This is a genomic window from Bartonella sp. LJL80, assembly GCF_054871565.1.
In genome coordinates this window covers 338,141-355,050 of sequence record NZ_JBTXLM010000001.1, presented here as the reverse complement: position 1 = coordinate 355,050, position 16,910 = coordinate 338,141, and the positions used below count along the sequence as shown (strand labels likewise).

Here is a 16,910-nt window from a genome sequence, read left to right as displayed (position 1 = left end):
GTTGACGCTTGCGTTAATCCGTGGTGAAGCACCTATTGAGTATTTTGGCTTCATTTTGCAAGAGTATAATGGCGATGGCAACCGAACGCTATAATCCGCGCGCGACAGAACAGAAATGGCAATCCATCTGGGATGAAAAGCAGATTTTCAAAACCGGTAATGATGACCCGCGTGAAAAATATTATGTGCTTGAAATGTTTCCCTATCCATCAGGGCGCATCCATATGGGGCACGTCCGCAATTATGCCATGGGCGACGTTGTAGCGCGTTATAAACGGGCAAAGGGTTATAATGTGCTGCACCCTATGGGGTGGGATGCCTTTGGTATGCCGGCTGAAAACGCAGCCATGCAAAACAAGGTTCACCCTAAAGAGTGGACCTATCAGAACATCGCGACGATGCGCGCACAGTTGAAATCCATGGGGCTGTCGCTTGATTGGTCACGTGAGTTTGCCACATGTGACGTGGATTATTATCATCGCCAGCAAATGTTGTTCATCGACATGTTCAACAAGGGTTTGGTGGACCGCAAAACATCCAAAGTCAATTGGGATCCGGTCGACCACACCGTTTTGGCCAATGAACAGGTTGTTGACGGGCGTGGTTGGCGTTCAGGCGCTTTGGTCGAACAAAGGGAACTCACCCAGTGGTTCTTCAAGATTACCAACTTCAGTGAAGACTTGCTGGATGGTCTTGATCAGCTAAATGAATGGCCGGAAAAAGTCCGCGTCATGCAGAAAAACTGGATTGGCAAGTCTGAAGGCGTCCTGCTTCGTTGGGCGTTGTCTGAGGAAACGCCGATTGAAGGTTTTGATGAGATAGAATGCTATTCGACCAGACCGGATACAATCTTTGGCGCGTCGTTTATTGCAATCGCCGCCGATCATCCGATTGCGCGCAAACTTGCTGAAAACAATGCAGCGTTAAAAACCTTTGTTGAAGAGTGTCAGCGCTCTGGGACATCCACGGCAGAACTTGAAACGGCTGAGAAAAAAGGCTTCGATACCGGATTGAGCGTCGTCCATCCTCTGGATGAAAATTGGAAGATACCGGTCTATGTGGCCAATTTCGTTTTGATGGAATATGGCACCGGCGCTGTTTTTGGATGTCCGGCACATGATCAACGCGATCTTGATTTTGCCAATAAGTATGAGCTGCCTGTGCGCCCGGTTGTTTTGCCTGAAGGTGCAGACCCTGCAAGCTTCATAGTTACCGAAACCGCGCATACAGAAGACGGGATGATGATTAATTCGCGTTTTCTGGACGGAATGAAGCCGAAAGCGGCATTCGAGGCGATTGTAGAGCATTTAGAAAAACAGATGTTGAACGGTCGCCCGCAAGTGGAGCGCAAAGTGCAATTCCGCCTGCGTGACTGGGGTATATCGCGGCAACGTTATTGGGGCTGTCCCATCCCGATGATTCATTGTGATGATTGTGGCGTTGTACCGGTGCCGAAATCGGAATTGCCGGTGAAGCTGCCCGATGATGTGACATTCGACAAGCCGGGGAATCCTTTGGATCGGCATGCGACGTGGAAGGCTGTCAAATGTCCATGCTGTGGCAAGGCAGCGCGTCGTGAAACCGATACGATGGATACGTTTGTCGACTCGTCGTGGTATTATACCCGCTTTACCGCGCCTTGGGAAAACGAACCGACCGATAGAAAGGCTGCGGATCATTGGCTTCCAGTCGATCAATATATTGGTGGTATCGAACACGCGATCCTTCATCTGCTCTATTCGCGTTTCTTCACCCGCGCGATGAAGATGACGGGTCATGTCAATGTGGACGAACCTTTCAAAGGCTTGTTCACTCAAGGTATGGTTGTGCATGAAACCTATCGTGATGCCCATGGCTGGGTATCGCCGGCCGATATACGCATTGAAGATAAAGACGGTTTACGGCAAGCGACAATGTTGACGGATGGAAGCCCGGTACAAATCGGCTCCATCGAAAAAATGTCGAAATCGAAAAAGAATGTTGTCGATCCCGATGATATTATCGCCTCCTATGGGGCCGATACGGCGCGCTGGTTCATGCTGTCAGATTCTCCGCCTGAGCGGGACGTGATATGGACCGAAGCGGGTGCAGAAGGAGCGCACCGTTTTGTCCAGCGTGTCTGGCGCTTGGTTGCGGGTGCAGCTGATTCGCTTGTCGGCATTGCACCCAAGTCAGCAAAAAGTGGATTGGCATTGGATATTTCGAAAGCTGCTCACAAAGCGCTGGCAGCGGTGGCAGATGACATTGAAAAGTTGGCATTCAACCGTGCAGTGGCGCGCTTATATGAATTGGTCAATATTATGGCGCCCGCTTTGCAGGCGGCCGAGACAGCTGATGATGAAATGAAAGCCGCTTTAAGGCAGGCGGTGGATTTCTTCATCGTCATGATTGCGCCCATGATGCCGCATCTAGCCGAAGAGTGTCACGCCGCACTCGGTGAAAAAACGCTCGTTTCGCAACTGCCGTGGCCGCAACATGACGTCTCTTTGATCGTCGATAATGAAGTGGTCATGCCTATTCAGATTAACGGTAAAAAACGTGGTGATTTGACAATTGACCGAAATGCAGATCAAGCTACTGTTGAAAAGGCTGTTCTGTCGCTCGATTTTGTGCAATCACATCTGGGAGGCAAAGCGCCCAGAAAAATTATCGTTGTGCCACAGAGGATTGTTAATGTTGTCGCTTGACCGCATCTTTTGCAAAATCAGACCTGTCGCCACCGCAGTTGCGCTGGGTACGGTCGCTTTCGTTTCAGCCTGTACCGTTCAGCCACTCTACAAGGGTAGCAGCGATGGCGGCACGCAGCTCAATGTCGCGCCATCCATCAGGTCCAAACTATCGGGTATTGTCATCGACCAGCCAAACGACCGTTTCAACCAGATGGTACGTAATCGCCTGATCTTCCTGTTGAATGGCGGCGGTGGGGAGCCTGCTGTTGCGACCTATCAGTTGTCATTGGGGACGGGATACTACGTTCGTTCAGCCGTGCAGCTTGATATCGGTGATACAACGGATAGGACAGGGCGTGCTTCGGCGGGTGCTGTTGTTGGCAATTCAACCTATGTGTTGAAGGACATGGAAAACAAACCATTGGCAAGGCGTACGCGCTCTGTCAGTGCATCGTTTGATCGTCCAAGACAGGAATATGCCAACCTGCAGGCAGAGGAAGACGCCAAAAAACGGGCGGCTGAAGAGCTTGCCGAACAGATATTCTTGTCCCTCGCTCAAGATGTATCAAAGCTGAAATAACCTCTCAGCGTTTTCAGCAGAAGTCTTGGCGATTTTTGCTGAAAACCGCTTTTGGTCGCGTCCGAAGATACCACGCGCCGATAATTTCGAATTTGCCTCGTTGAACCAACTGGTTTGGTTGCCCGCGTTCGAGAGCGGTTCCCGATTGATGTGAATCGTCGATCGGATAAGATACCGCGACGAATCAAAAGCTTGAGATGCGGCGGCCGGATAGCATCAGGCTGAAAAGCGCTCTATTGCACGATGGGTGGCCTGAATACCTATGCAAGCATAATGGTTTTCAGTGCTATGCTGTGTTTGATTGCGCAGGTATAACAGAAAGATTGTTAGTGTCAGGCGGGTGCTAGACACTGCGCTATTCAATCATCTTTTTGCGACTGCATAGTCAAGGCGGTATTTCGTTGCGCTTGTTGGGTGAAATATTGCTCGGTATAGAGGTTCAAGCTTGGCTGACCGTATTTGTTTTGTCCGGCCTCACCCTTCAAGCAGCATAATATCAGCGCGAATACACAATAGATGCCAATCGGTACACCTAAAACCAAATAAAACATGGGGTTGTCCGGTGTAGCCTGCAAAAGCGTAATGGGTAGAAGACCAATAAAAAATACCCAAACGACAAGCCCGACCAGACCCGTTAAAAAATAAAATATTGAAAAGATGAGCCAAAGAATAAGCAGTGGTATCATCAATATCGTTCCAATAGCAGGAACAACAAGCCACAGCCCTTTCCATTCAATATCATGAAAGCGCCGCATGATAAGTGAGACGCTCGGAATGAATAAAAAGATGCCAATTGCGGTTATGGGGAAATTGATTATCTGGCCGAGCAGATTTTCATTGCTGTAATTGGCCAGTGGAAAAAGCGCAGAAAAAACAATAAGATCAAATACCAAAAACAGGATGAACTCCTTACGATTGGCACGACCTTTAAAATTCGTCATATTGGAAAAAGCCAGCTTGACCGCTTCCCAAATAATCAAATGCAACCCCTTGAATATGATATTGATGCTGTTGTTATGTAGTGAACGACTTATTTGCTTTAAATCAGTATATGCCGAAAAAAGGCAAGATGCACCCCCCGGGGTTTAAATTGAGGAGGATGCATATCTGCTGGGGTCAAGACCTATTCATTTGAATGCTATGGCCAAATAAACAGCAAAGAGTTGCGCGAAGGAAAGCGAAAAACGGGTGGTATTCTTAGGTTGAGCTTTTCGATAAAGCAATTTGCAGCTGTTTCTGTGTCCCTTCAGGATGCGGTCAATTTTTCCGAAACCCGAGTCGAGTAGCCTTGAAAATGTTCAGATTTTCTGTGGCCTTCTCCTCGTTCTCGAAAAAATTCCTCATACCGTCTCGTTCAAATCAATAAGTCCCGATCCCAAATAGTTGTTGTTTATCGGATGCGTTGCGGATGGACAAAAAGCTTATGCCCACACCGCTATCTCAGCCTATGCTTTGACCGGTTTTAGCCCAATCGGCTAGAAACGTTTCTAATCCTTTGTCTGTCAGAGGATGCTTTACCAATGTTTTCAATGTTGCTGGCGGGATCGTTGCTACGTCGGCACCAATCATTGCGGCTTCTTTAACATGATTGACGGTGCGGATCGATGCCGCCAAGATTTCCGTAGTAAAATCATAGTTGTCAAAAATGGTACGAATTTCGCCGATAAGATCCATGCCGTTCAGGCCCATATCGTCAAGACGACCGATAAAGGGTGAAACAAATGTCGCGCCCGCTTTGGCAGCAAGCAAAGCCTGATTGGCTGAGAAGCATAAAGTAAGATTTGTCTTCAGACCTTTGGATGTAAGCGCTTTACACGCTTTTAAACCATCAAGTGTCAGTGGTAGTTTTATGCAGATATTGTCGGCAATCTTGGCAAGCACCGCTGCCTCTTTCATCATGCCGTCAAAATCGGTTGCTGCGACTTCGGCAGAAACTGGACCATCAACCAAAGCACATATTTCTTTGGTGACTTCAATAATGTTGCGGCCGGATTTCAGGATGAGAGACGGATTGGTTGTGACACCGTCAACCAAACCGAGTTCATTGAGTTCACGGATATCGTCAATGTTTGCGGTATCAACAAAAAATTTCATAACAGTGCTCCAAAGGCCTCATCATTCAGGCCGCTATCAACTACGATTTGATTGTTATGTGACATTGTTTTATCCAAAAGCAAGTCCAACATAACAATGACAATGACAAAAGCCGAATCAGACCGCCCAAAAATCGTTTCAGTATTGGTGCCGATGCCTGCTGAGAAGCCGTATAGCTATGTCGTACCAGAAGGGATGGTGGCGCATATCGGGTCTATTGTGCGTGTGCCTCTTGGTCCGCGCGAAGTGGCGGGGCTGGTCACCGACGAATCATGTGAGCAGGTGGCAGCGAAGAAATTGCGCCCTGTTACGCAGGTGTTTGATTGTCCGAAGATAACAGATGACATGCTGCGGTTTATTCATTTTGTTGCTGAATATACACTTTCGCCGCCTGGAATGGTCGCGAGAATGGCGCTGCGTGTTCCGGCAGCTTTTGACCCCGAACCTTCGATCACAGGTTTGCGCTATCGCGGTGGCGAGGTGGAAAGATTAACCCCGGCGCGCAAGCGTGTTCTTGAATTGGCAGAAGATGGTATGGCGTGGACGCGTTCTGGCCTTGCCCATGCAGCCGGTACATCGGTGAGTGTTGTCGAGGGTTTGAAGGCACAAGGCCTTTTTGACGAGGTTGAAGTGCCCGCGCCTGCAATCGTGGCGGAGCCGGACGCCTCATATGCCCCGCCGCAATTGGAGGATGGACAGAGAGACGCAGCCGATCGTCTGGTCAAAGCCGTTTCTGATGACCGGTTTCAAACGCTTCTTTTGAATGGTGTTACCGGTTCGGGTAAAACCGAGGTTTATTTCGAAGCTGTCGCCAAAGCCGTTGAATTGGGCAAACAGGTCTTGATCCTGTTGCCTGAAATTGCCTTAACCCAGCAATTTCTCGATCGCTTTCATGCCCGTTTCGGTGCTCCCCCGGCTGAATGGCATTCGGATCTAACGCCGCGGCAGCGCGAACGCGTTTGGCGGCAAGTGGCTGAGGGAAGGGTGCGAGTTGTTGCCGGTGCGCGCTCGGCACTGTTTTTGCCTTTTGAAAATCTTGGCCTGATAATCGTCGACGAGGAACACGATACCGCCTACAAGCAAGAAGATCGGGTATTTTATAATGCGCGCGACATGGCGGTCGCGCGCGGCTCTTTTGGTCGCTTTCCGGTTATTCTATCTTCGGCAACGCCGTCGGTGGAAAGTCAGGTCAATGCCATGCAGGGGCGTTATCAAGCCGTACATCTTCCTTCGCGCTTTAAGGAAGCGGCCATGCCGGATTTGCGTGCGATTGATATGCGTAAGAATCAGCCACCAGCGGGACGCTTTCTTTCGCCGTCATTAGAACTCGCGATGCGACAGACGATGGAACGTGGCGAACAATCGCTTATTTTTCTTAACCGTCGTGGCTACGCGCCCTTAACGCTTTGTCGTGTGTGTGGCCATCGGTTTCAGTGTCCAAATTGTTCGAGTTGGCTCGTCGAGCATCGTTTTCGCGGCCAGTTGATGTGCCATCATTGCGGCTATCATGAGCCTGTTCCAGAAGCTTGCCCGGAATGTGGCGCTTTGGATCATCTGGTGGCATGTGGGCCCGGTGTCGAGCGTATTGCCGAAGAAACGCTGCAATTATTTCCGCAGGCGCGCATATTGGTACTGTCAACTGACCTCATCGGTGGAGTAAAACGTTTACGCTTGGAACTGGAGGCGATCACCAAAGGTGATGTCGATATCGTCATAGGAACGCAATTGGTTGCCAAAGGCCATCACTTTCCAGGGATCTCGTTGGTCGGCGTCGTCGACGCCGATTTGGGGCTTGCAAATGGCGACCCCCGCGCGGCGGAACGCACCTTCCAACTCCTATCACAAGTCACCGGCAGGGCCGGCCGGACAGGATTGAAAAGCCAAGGCTTGATCCAAACCTATCAGCCTGAGCATCCGGTCATGCAGGCAATTATTTCAGGTGATAGTGAGGCATTCTATGCACGTGAGATTGATGAACGCGCCCGCAACCATTTGCCCCCCTATGGCCGGTTAGCCGCATTGATTGTTTCAGCCGAAACGCGGATAGATGCAGAAACCCATGCGCGTGGGCTTCGTCAGGCGGCCCCGGCAACAGCAGACATATCGGTTATGGGGCCTGCCGAAGCGCCTTTGGCATTGGTTCGGGGGCGCCATCGTTTCAGATTGCTCATTCATGGTAGCCGACGCGCCGATATGCAGGCATTTATTCGGGCCATGATTGCCGCGGGACCGAAAGTAAGGGGAACCGTGCGCGTGCAAATTGATATCGACCCGCAGAGTTTCCTTTAGTAAAGTATCTGGAAAGGCACAGGCAAGGTCTACGCTTTAGAGTAAAGCGTCGATAAAGGTTTTTGTTTGTCGGTAGATGCTCTAGAGGGTTCGAAATGGTGCGGTTTGTCGTATTTTTGTGGGTGATGGTTTTTGCGGCTGGTTCTGTGAGTGCGCAATCCGTTTCCGACGTGATTGGTCAAGATAAGCAGAACAATAGCAAAAGCGCTGATGTGACAGTCTTCGCATTTGCCTATAGTTTGGTCAAAGAAACCGACAAGGCATTCCTTCCGATGATAGAAAATCCGGCAGAAGCGATGCGCAATGCTTGTAAAATGCCGACGGCAAAAGCCCGTCATTGGGTCTATATGAATGCGGTTTTGCAATATAATCAAATTCTTAAAGATATCGCTGCGTTGGAAAAATCATTGAGTGTAAGCGGTAAAGCCGAAACCGGGCCGGTCGGCACCAAGATGCTGGCGGCATTGGCAGAACGTCGCGGACTTTTGGAAACCGCCCGTGCGCTCGATCTGTCATCTGACGTGGTGGAAATGAGGTTGGAAGCCAACGACAACGCTATTGATATGGCCTTGATCGAGGCAGGGGACGCGGTCGCATCATCTGCATTTAATACGTTTCGCGACGTCGATATGGCGAAAATAAAAACGGTTCCGCAAGATATCAAACGCTTGATGGAGCAAACCTGTATGCAGGATCCGATTGATGATGAAGGCTTTATTGAAAAGCCGGCACAATAGCTTGGAGCGATAGATTGTCATGAACTCCGCCTGATACTATAGATTGTATACGACGGTCGCTTCATGAAGGGCTTTTTCCAACATGGCTGCCTATCACCCAGCACGTTTTTGAGGTTTGCAAATGATTGGATTTTATCTTCCCCAGAGTTGCGGCGAATGGCTTGCCTGGCTTGTTGCCTGGGGCTTTGTTCTTGTTGGTTTATTTTACATGATCTGGCCAAAAATTGCCATGCGGCTGTCATGGACCTACCCGCAACAGGAATCAGCAGCGCTTCTTGCTTCGGTTCGGGGGAATATGGGTGGTGTGCCGTTGGGCCTCGGGCTCAGCTACCTCATTTTTGCCCAGCCTTTCCTGGCGATCGCACTTTTCTTCGCCTCTTTTTTTGTCGTCGTCGGGCGGCTCGTTTCTTTTGCCATGGATCGCAGCTTTTCCGGTTTCAATCTGCTTGCGCTTTTTGTCGAGTTGGTGTTCGCCGTTGCAAGTTTTCTTTATGCGTTTGGCTATGTCGTTTAAACTTTTTTCAAAAAAAACACCCAGACTCTTAAAAAGCGACGCCCTGCGGTGTTGCGAGTCTGGTTTGTGTATGCTAGATGCCTATCAACTTTTGGTGTCCAAATTGCGGGTTTGCATACCGAAAAACAGATAAAATTATTTAACACCATAGGGTTGGCATTTTTTAGATCGTCAATCCTTCGCTCAGGGGAAAGAGACGGGATAGAGTGTCAAAATCGTCTTCGCTTACATCAGCAGTCGCCCAGCGTTATGCCGGATCGCTTTTTGATTTGGCACGTGATGCCAAATGTATCGACGCTGTTGAAAAAGAACTCGCTTCTTGCCTTGCCCTCGTAGAAACCAACAATGATTTGAAGCGTCTGGTGTTCAGTCCGGTCTTTTCCACCGAAGAGCAGGTTAAAGCGGTTTCCGCGCTATGTGATAAATCAGGTTTGAAAGGCAAAGGTGCCGGTCAGCTTGTTGGTAATTTCTTGCGTGTTGTTGCTGCCAATCGGCGGCTTTTTGCGCTTCCGGGTATCGTAGATGCCTTCCACCATCTCGCTGCACAATCACGCGGTGAAATATCGGCCGAGGTTATTTCGGCTCATGCGCTGACTGCAGCGCAGGAAAAAGAACTAAAAGCGACGTTGAAGGGTGTGGCGGGCAAAGAAGTTCGCCTACGTGCTTCGGTGGATCCAAAAATTCTGGGCGGACTTATTGTGCGTCTTGGTTCACGTCAGATTGATACGTCACTTGTTACTAAATTGTCTTCGCTTAAGCTTGCACTGAAAGAGGTCGGCTGATGGATATTAAACCGTCGGAAATTTCCAAAATCCTGAAAGAGCAAATCAAGAATTTCGGTCAAGAGGCTGAAGTTTCTGAAGTTGGTCAGGTTCTGTCTGTGGGTGACGGTATCGCCCGTGTTTATGGTCTGGATAATGTTCAGGCCGGTGAAATGGTCGAGTTTCCCGGTGGTGTGCGCGGTATGGCGCTCAACCTTGAAGCAGACAATGTCGGTGTCGTTATTTTCGGTTCTGACCGTGATATCGGTGAAGGTGATCCGGTTAAGCGCACCCAGTCTATCGTGGATGTGCCTGTTGGTCCCGAGTTGCTTGGCCGCGTTGTTGACGCGCTGGGCAATCCGATTGATGGTAAAGGGCCGATCAACGCGAAAGAGCGTCGCCGTGTAGACGTAAAGGCTCCCGGTATCATTCCGCGTAAGTCGGTTCATGAGCCAATGTCGACCGGCTTGAAGGCTGTCGATGCGCTTATTCCTGTCGGTCGTGGCCAGCGTGAGTTGGTGATCGGTGATCGTCAGACGGGTAAGACAGCTATTCTTCTCGACACTTTCCTCAATCAGAAGCCTATTCACGATAATGGTCCTGAAAAGGATAAGCTTTATTGCGTTTATGTTGCTGTTGGCCAGAAGCGTTCAACAGTAGCCCAGTTCGTGAAGGTTCTTGAAGAACGTGGCGCATTGGAATATTCAATCGTTATTGCCGCGACCGCTTCCGATCCAGCACCTATGCAGTTTATCGCACCATTCGCTGGTTGTGCGATGGGTGAATATTTCCGTGACAATGGTATGCATGCTTTGATCGGTTATGACGATCTTTCCAAGCAGGCTGTAGCTTATCGTCAGATGTCGCTGTTGCTTCGTCGTCCTCCTGGTCGTGAAGCTTATCCTGGCGACGTTTTCTATCTGCATTCACGTCTTCTGGAACGTGCTGCTAAGTTGAATGATGATAATGGTGCGGGTTCATTGACGGCATTGCCCGTTATCGAAACGCAGGCCAATGACGTTTCCGCTTATATCCCGACTAACGTTATCTCGATTACAGATGGTCAGATTTTCCTTGAAACCAATTTGTTCTATCAGGGTATCCGTCCGGCTGTGAACGTCGGTCTGTCGGTTTCCCGTGTTGGTTCGGCTGCGCAGATCAAGGCTATGAAGCAGGTTGCAGGATCGATTAAGGGCGAATTGGCCCAGTATCGTGAAATGGCGGCGTTTGCTCAGTTTGGTTCTGATCTTGATGCCTCAACACAGCGCTTGCTTAACCGCGGCGCCCGGTTGACCGAATTGTTGAAGCAGCCGCAGTTTTCGCCCTTGAAGACTGAAGAACAGGTTGCTGTCATTTTCGCCGGTGTTAACGGTTATCTCGACAAGCTTGCTGTTAATCAGGTTGGTAAATTTGAACAAGGCCTTTTGGCTTTGTTGCGTACGGACCACAAAGATATTCTTGAAGGTATCCGTGATCAGAAGCAAATTACCGACGAGCTGAAGAGCAAGTTGACCAATGTGCTTCAAACTTACGCCAAGAATTTTTCTTGATAAACTGACGGGACGGTTTAATGGCTTCGCTTAAGGACCTTAGAGACCGTATCGCCTCGGTTAAGGCGACGCAGAAGATCACCAAAGCGATGCAGATGGTCGCGGCGGCGAAGCTGCGTCGTGCACAAGAGGCTGCGGAAGCCGCTCGCCCTTATTCACAGCGCATGGCATCGGTTTTGGCCAATATCGCTGAGAATGTCGGCGCAGAAGATGCGCCGCGGCTTATGGCAGGCACAGGCAAAGATAATGTGCATCTTTTGGTTGTATGCACTGCAGAGCGTGGTCTTTGTGGTGGTTTCAACTCGCAGATCGCGCGTCATGCCCGTGATCGTATTCGCTTGTTGTTGTCGCAAGGCAAGACTGTCAAGGTGATAACGGTTGGAAAAAAAGGTGCGGATATACTGCGCCGCGATTTCAGTAATTTGATGATTGACCACGTAAACTTGCGTGAAGTCAAACAGGTGGGCTTTACCCATGCCGATCAGATTGCGAAGAAAATCATTGCGTTGTTCAATGATGGCGGTTTTGACGTTTGCACATTGTTTTATTCCGAATTCGTTTCGGTCATCAACCAGCAGCCGACAGCATTGCAGCTTATTCCTGCGTCTGCCGAGGTGGTTGAAGACGCTGAATCGGCAAAAACCGGCAATGCTGTTTACGACTATGAGCCGGATGCGGCTTCTATTCTTGATAATCTCATTCCGCGCAATCTTTCCGTTCAGGTTTTTCGTGCATTGCTCGAAAATGCTGCCGGCGAGATGGGCGCCAAAATGAGTGCTATGGATAATGCGACGCGGAATGCCGGCGATATGATCAACAAATTGTCGATCACGTACAACCGTCAGCGCCAAGCGCAGATCACTACAGAACTGATCGAAATTATTGCGGGCGCTGAAGCGCTCTAATCTGGAAGGTAAGGATCGATGGCAAAAGCAGCGACCCCAAAGACAGCGGCCTCAAAGGCTGCAGAGAAAAAAGCACCGGCAAAAGCAGCTACCAAAACGGTAGCGGCCAAGGCAGCTGCAAAACCAGCCGCCGCCAAGGCAGCAGCGCCGGCAAAGAAAGCCGCCGCACCCGCAAAGGCAGTGAAGGCGACCGTTGGTGGAAGCTTCAAGCTTGATACCAAACAAGGTGTCTTGGGCCGCGTTAAACAGGTCATCGGCGCTGTTGTCGACGTTCAGTTTGATGGTCATCTGCCGAAAATCTTGAACGCGCTGGAAACTGAAAATCTCGGTAACCGTCTTGTTTTGGAAGTTGCACAGCATCTTGGCGAAAACACCGTGCGTACAATCGCTATGGATTCGACCGATGGTTTGGTTCGCGGTCAGCAGGTTGTTGATACCGGGTCGCCGATTGCTGTTCCTGTCGGCGAAGCGACGTTGGGTCGTATCATGAATGTTATTGGTGAGCCGGTTGACGAAGTTGGTCCGATCAAAGCAACAAAAACCCGTGCGATCCATCAGCCAGCACCCGAATATGTCGAACAATCAACGGAATCAGAGATTCTGGTAACCGGTATTAAGGTTGTCGACCTTCTCGCTCCTTATGCCAAGGGCGGTAAAATTGGTCTGTTTGGTGGTGCCGGCGTTGGCAAAACAGTTTTGATCATGGAGTTGATCAACAATATTGCCAAGGCGCATGGTGGTTATTCGGTTTTTGCCGGTGTTGGTGAGCGTACCCGTGAAGGAAACGACCTTTACTACGAAATGATTGAAAGCCATGTGAATGTCGATCCGAAAGAAAATGGTGGTTCGGCTGAAGGTTCCAAATGTGCTCTCGTTTATGGTCAGATGAATGAGCCTCCTGGCGCCCGCGCCCGCGTTGCACTTTCTGGTTTGACTGTAGCGGAGAGCTTCCGTGACGAAGGTCAGGACGTTTTGTTCTTCGTGGACAATATCTTCCGCTTCACCCAGGCCGGTTCGGAAGTTTCGGCTCTACTTGGCCGTATTCCTTCTGCTGTTGGCTATCAGCCGACTTTGGCAACCGATATGGGTGCTTTGCAGGAACGTATTACAACAACAACCAAGGGCTCGATTACATCGGTTCAGGCTATCTATGTGCCTGCTGACGATTTGACCGATCCTGCACCTGCAACATCGTTTGCCCACTTGGACGCAACAACGGTTCTTTCCCGTTCGATTGCCGAAAAAGGTATCTATCCTGCTGTTGACCCGCTTGATTCCTCTTCGCGTATGCTTGATCCGCTGGTCGTTGGCGAGGAACATTACGAAGTGGCGCGTCAAGTCCAGACCATTTTGCAGCGCTACAAGTCTCTTCAGGATATCATTGCTATTCTTGGCATGGATGAACTTTCTGAAGAAGATAAGTTGACGGTTGCGCGTGCTCGTAAGATTGAGCGTTTTCTTTCGCAGCCTTTCCATGTTGCTGAAGTGTTTACAGGTTCGCCTGGTAAGCTTGTTGCTTTGGAAGATACGATTAAGGGCTTTAAAGGCTTGTGCGCCGGCGAATATGATCATTTGCCAGAGGTAGCTTTCTACATGGTTGGTTCTATGGATGAAGCGATTGAAAAAGCACAACGTTTGGCAGCCGAAGCAGCCTAATGCAAACAGGGTTCTGCTACGCATATCGTGGCAGAACCTTTCTTGTTACCGCGCCATCAATTATTGGTGCATTTAAAGACCTTTCAAGGCTCATTCAATTTGAAGCGCTTTGAAAACCGAATTCAAAAGTAAGGTGATTTTGGATATGGCTGGAACTTTCTTGTTCGAACTGGTCTCCCCTGAGCAATTGCTGCTATCAGAGGATGTATTGGAGGTTGTCCTGCCTGCCAGTGAAGGTTACGTAACCATCATGCCAAACCACTCTCCCATGATGACGAGCGTTGTGCCTGGCGTAGTAAAAGTCAAATCCGCAGCGGGTGAAAAGTCTTTTGTTGTTTATGGTGGTTTTGCAGATATCACCCCAACGGGCTGTTCTCTGTTGGCAGAATCAGCAGTGCCTGTACAATCCTTCGATCAAAAGGATCTGGAGCAACGGATAGCAGATGCACGCAATGCGCTTGACGGTGCAAATGGTGATGAAGCCCGTAACAAAGCGGAAGACTTTCTTCATCAGTTGACCACAGTCAGCGGCGTCCTTACAATGGCTTGATTTCATCAAGAAGAGTGTATCGTTAAACGGGGTAGACCAATGTCTGCCCCCTTTTTTTTCTGTATCGCACACAGGGCTTTCTATTCGAAATTTTGCCTTATATTCGACGCAGCTTTTAGAAAGCTGCAATTGATATCGCGATTTTTACCGACATACTGTTTTGTAACTTAACGCCGTGGAACTGTCCGAAAAACCCTAAGCATTTGGGTTTGAATACACCCTTTTCTAACACAGAAGGGCGTTCGGAAAGCAGTATCAGAAAGTCTGCAAGCGACACTTGGTCACCTCTTGAATGCGGTAACTATCTCTGGGGAACGCCGATGTCGCCCCAGATTGATACATTCATCTGATATCAGTAACGAAAGTTCTTGAAGAAACATTCACTCCTTTGTGACTTACGACGATGTGAATTGCCATTAGATGTTGTTGCTCATATATGCTGTGGAACAATAATTAGCACGCTACATAAAAAGTTTTCTGGAACAAAGAAATGAAAACCGCAGAAAATCAGGCGCAATTCGTCGACCTTTTACTGAAGGTCAGTCGTAAGCTGCGCATTTTATTTGACGCCCGAATACGTCGCCATGGTCTGACGCTGGCGCGTGCGCGTGCGTTGATGGCTCTAAAAGATCAAGATGATTTCTATCAAAAGAATCTCGCGGAAGAATTGGAAATCGAGAACGCAACTCTTGTGCGTATTATCGATGCATTGGAGGCGCAAGGCCTGGTTTCCCGGGATGTATCTGCTGATGACCGGCGTGCGAAATTTGTGACACTGACGCGGCAAGGACGCGAATTGGTCGACGGTATAGAAGTGTTTGCCGCTGAGGTTCGACGCGATGTGATGGCCGGCATTGCCAATAAGGACATGGCTGCAGCACTATCCGTTCTTGATCATATGGCTGATACGATAGAAAAAGAGGCGCGTCTATGAGTGAAGGCGTCCTACCAGTACCTGATGATGAGCGTCAGCCGCCTTTTCCTAATCCGGGAAAGTTTTTTGCGGGGCCTTTACACAAGTGCTTCATCTATATTTTTGCATCATGTATTTTGCAGTGGGCTTATGGGCTGGGTGCAAATATGGTGCAGTCCAACATCAACCAGCTAACGGGATATTTTCACGCAACGACGATAGAGACAACATGGCTTGTCGGAGCTTATATGGCTCCTAATGTCAGTCTTTCGATTATGTTGATTAAAATTCGTAACCAGTTTGGGTTACGCGCATTTGCCGAACTGTCCATCATCGGCTTTCTATTGATATGTACCTTGCATCTGTTTGTAACCGATTTGCAATCAGCTTTAATCGTACGTTTTTTTGCGGGTATGGCGGCGGCGCCCATGTCATCGCTCGCCTTTTTCTATATGATTGAGGCATTTGCACCGGCAAAAAAACGTACCGTTGGCCTTAGTCTTAACCTGATGAATGTGGCCTTGGCGGTGCCGCTCTCGCGTCTGGTCTCACCTTCGTTGATAGACCATGCCGGTTTCCACGGGCTGTATGCGCTGGAAATGGGATTGGCGCTGATTGGGTTCGGCTGTATTTTTTCCCTTCCTTTAACACCAATCCCGCGCGCTAAAGTTATCGAGAAGATGGATTTTGTCAGCTATGGCTTGATAGCTGTCGGTTTAGGCATCAACGCGGCGATTATGCCGGTAGGTAAGTTGTATTGGTGGCGCGATGTTGAATGGATGGGGTGGTGGTTTGCTTTTGCGGCGCTGTGTCTCATGGTGGCAGCAATCATCGAACTCAATCGAAAAAATCCCCTGATCGACTTACGCTGGCTGTTCAGCAAGGAAATGCTGCATATTGCCGTCGTTCTTTTGATGTTCAGGATATTATTGTCCGAGCAATCCACGCTGGCTGCAAATTTCTTCAATCTTTTTGGTCTGCTCAACCGTGAAATGGCCCCGATGTATATCTCTGTCGTGGTGGGGACGGTTGTCGGCGGGTTTACCTGCGCCGCGTTTTTTAAGCCGGGTCGGGAAGATATCTTTCACGTTGTAGCGCTGATCATGCTGGCTGTGGGTTCGTTCATGGATAGTCATGCAACAAATCTGACCAGACCGGAACAGATGATTTTGAGCCAAGGTATGATCGGGTTCGGCTATGCGCTTTTCCTGCCACCGTCAATGTCCAAGGGTTTGGCAACGGCGATAGCTCGCGGTCCCAACTACATACTGAGCTTCATCGCGGTCTTTCTCTTCACTCAAAGTACGGGCGGACTGATGAGCTCGGCATTTTTTGGCAGTATGCAAATCCTATTTGAAAAGTACCATTCAAATATATTGAGTCAGCAAATCGTCATGAGCGATCCGATTGTCGCAGCCGAAGTCAAACAGCTGTCAGCATCTTACTCCCATGTGCTTGGTGATCAGACCCTTATAAACGCCGAGGGATTGGCTGCTTTGGGAAAAAAGGCGACCTTGGAGGCGAATGTCTTGGCTTATAACGATGTTTTCAGGCTTTATGCCTGCATAGCATTGGCGGTGTTAATCATATTGCTGATAAAGATGGGCTTTACGGCCTATCGTAACTGGCGTGACCGGTCGAGCGATGCGATCATACAGACAGCCTGATCTAGGAAGAGTGTCCATGAATATA

General features: G+C 49.3%; 14 protein-coding genes. 12 read left to right on the top strand and 2 right to left on the bottom strand.

Annotated features, from left to right (window positions below; translation table 11 throughout):
* Positions 1–74 precede the first annotated feature (74 nt).
* Both leuS and lptE read left to right on the top strand, forming a co-directional pair.
* On the top strand, positions 75–2,687 hold the full coding sequence (leuS, locus tag ACYSNS_RS01590) for a leucine--tRNA ligase (protein WP_461721877.1): 2,613 nt from the start codon (positions 75–77) through the stop codon (positions 2,685–2,687).
* On the top strand, positions 2,674–3,249 hold the full coding sequence (gene lptE, locus ACYSNS_RS01585; protein ID WP_461721371.1) for an LPS assembly lipoprotein LptE: 576 nt from the start codon (positions 2,674–2,676) through the stop codon (positions 3,247–3,249). The genes leuS and lptE overlap by 14 nt, the downstream gene beginning before the upstream one ends.
* A 359-nt stretch (positions 3,250–3,608) precedes the next feature.
* Here lptE and ACYSNS_RS01580 read toward each other — a convergent pair whose 3' ends face one another.
* Both ACYSNS_RS01580 and fsa read right to left on the bottom strand, forming a co-directional pair.
* Positions 3,609–4,190, bottom strand: a complete 582-nt coding sequence (locus ACYSNS_RS01580; protein ID WP_461721370.1) for a DUF805 domain-containing protein — start codon at positions 4,188–4,190, stop codon at positions 3,609–3,611.
* A 499-nt stretch (positions 4,191–4,689) separates the two neighbouring features.
* A complete protein-coding gene (gene fsa, locus ACYSNS_RS01575) occupies positions 4,690–5,343 on the bottom strand; it encodes a fructose-6-phosphate aldolase (RefSeq protein WP_461721369.1) in 654 nt (217 codons plus the stop codon).
* 96 nt (positions 5,344–5,439) lie between these two features.
* On the opposite strand from fsa, the gene ACYSNS_RS01570 reads away from it, so the two are divergent.
* From ACYSNS_RS01570 to ACYSNS_RS01525, 10 genes are all read left to right on the top strand, one after another.
* Positions 5,440–7,632: a primosomal protein N' gene (locus ACYSNS_RS01570; RefSeq protein WP_461721368.1), complete on the top strand. Its 2,193-nt coding sequence runs from the start codon at positions 5,440–5,442 to the stop codon at positions 7,630–7,632.
* A 95-nt stretch (positions 7,633–7,727) separates the two neighbouring features.
* Entirely contained in the window at positions 7,728–8,369 is a 642-nt protein-coding gene (locus ACYSNS_RS01565; protein WP_461721367.1) for a hypothetical protein, read from the top strand.
* Positions 8,370–8,490: 121 nt separating this feature from the next.
* A complete protein-coding gene (locus tag ACYSNS_RS01560; protein ID WP_461721366.1) occupies positions 8,491–8,883 on the top strand; it encodes an AGROH133_08824 family phage infection protein in 393 nt (130 codons plus the stop codon).
* 206 nt (positions 8,884–9,089) lie between these two features.
* Positions 9,090–9,665, top strand: coding sequence for a F0F1 ATP synthase subunit delta (locus tag ACYSNS_RS01555; protein WP_461721365.1), 576 nt, complete (start codon positions 9,090–9,092; stop codon positions 9,663–9,665).
* Entirely contained in the window at positions 9,665–11,194 is a 1,530-nt protein-coding gene (atpA, locus tag ACYSNS_RS01550) for a F0F1 ATP synthase subunit alpha (protein ID WP_461721364.1), read from the top strand. Before ACYSNS_RS01555 ends, atpA begins: the two co-directional genes overlap by 1 nt.
* A 20-nt stretch (positions 11,195–11,214) precedes the next feature.
* Complete coding sequence (locus ACYSNS_RS01545; protein WP_461721363.1) at positions 11,215–12,099, top strand: F0F1 ATP synthase subunit gamma; 885 nt, start codon at positions 11,215–11,217, stop codon at positions 12,097–12,099.
* 18 nt (positions 12,100–12,117) lie between these two features.
* The gene (gene atpD, locus ACYSNS_RS01540; RefSeq protein WP_461721362.1) at positions 12,118–13,755 is read left to right on the top strand and encodes a F0F1 ATP synthase subunit beta; all 1,638 of its coding nucleotides are present in this window, start codon (positions 12,118–12,120) and stop codon (positions 13,753–13,755) included.
* Between the two features lie 145 nt (positions 13,756–13,900).
* Positions 13,901–14,305, top strand: coding sequence for a F0F1 ATP synthase subunit epsilon (locus ACYSNS_RS01535; protein WP_461721361.1), 405 nt, complete (start codon positions 13,901–13,903; stop codon positions 14,303–14,305).
* A 490-nt stretch (positions 14,306–14,795) separates the two neighbouring features.
* Positions 14,796–15,239 carry a MarR family winged helix-turn-helix transcriptional regulator gene (locus tag ACYSNS_RS01530; protein ID WP_461721360.1) on the top strand — a complete coding sequence of 148 codons (444 nt, stop codon included), beginning with the start codon at positions 14,796–14,798 and terminating at the stop codon, positions 15,237–15,239.
* Entirely contained in the window at positions 15,236–16,885 is a 1,650-nt protein-coding gene (locus tag ACYSNS_RS01525) for an MFS transporter (protein WP_461721359.1), read from the top strand. The genes ACYSNS_RS01530 and ACYSNS_RS01525 overlap by 4 nt, the downstream gene beginning before the upstream one ends.
* The last annotated feature ends 25 nt before the right edge of the window (positions 16,886–16,910 follow it).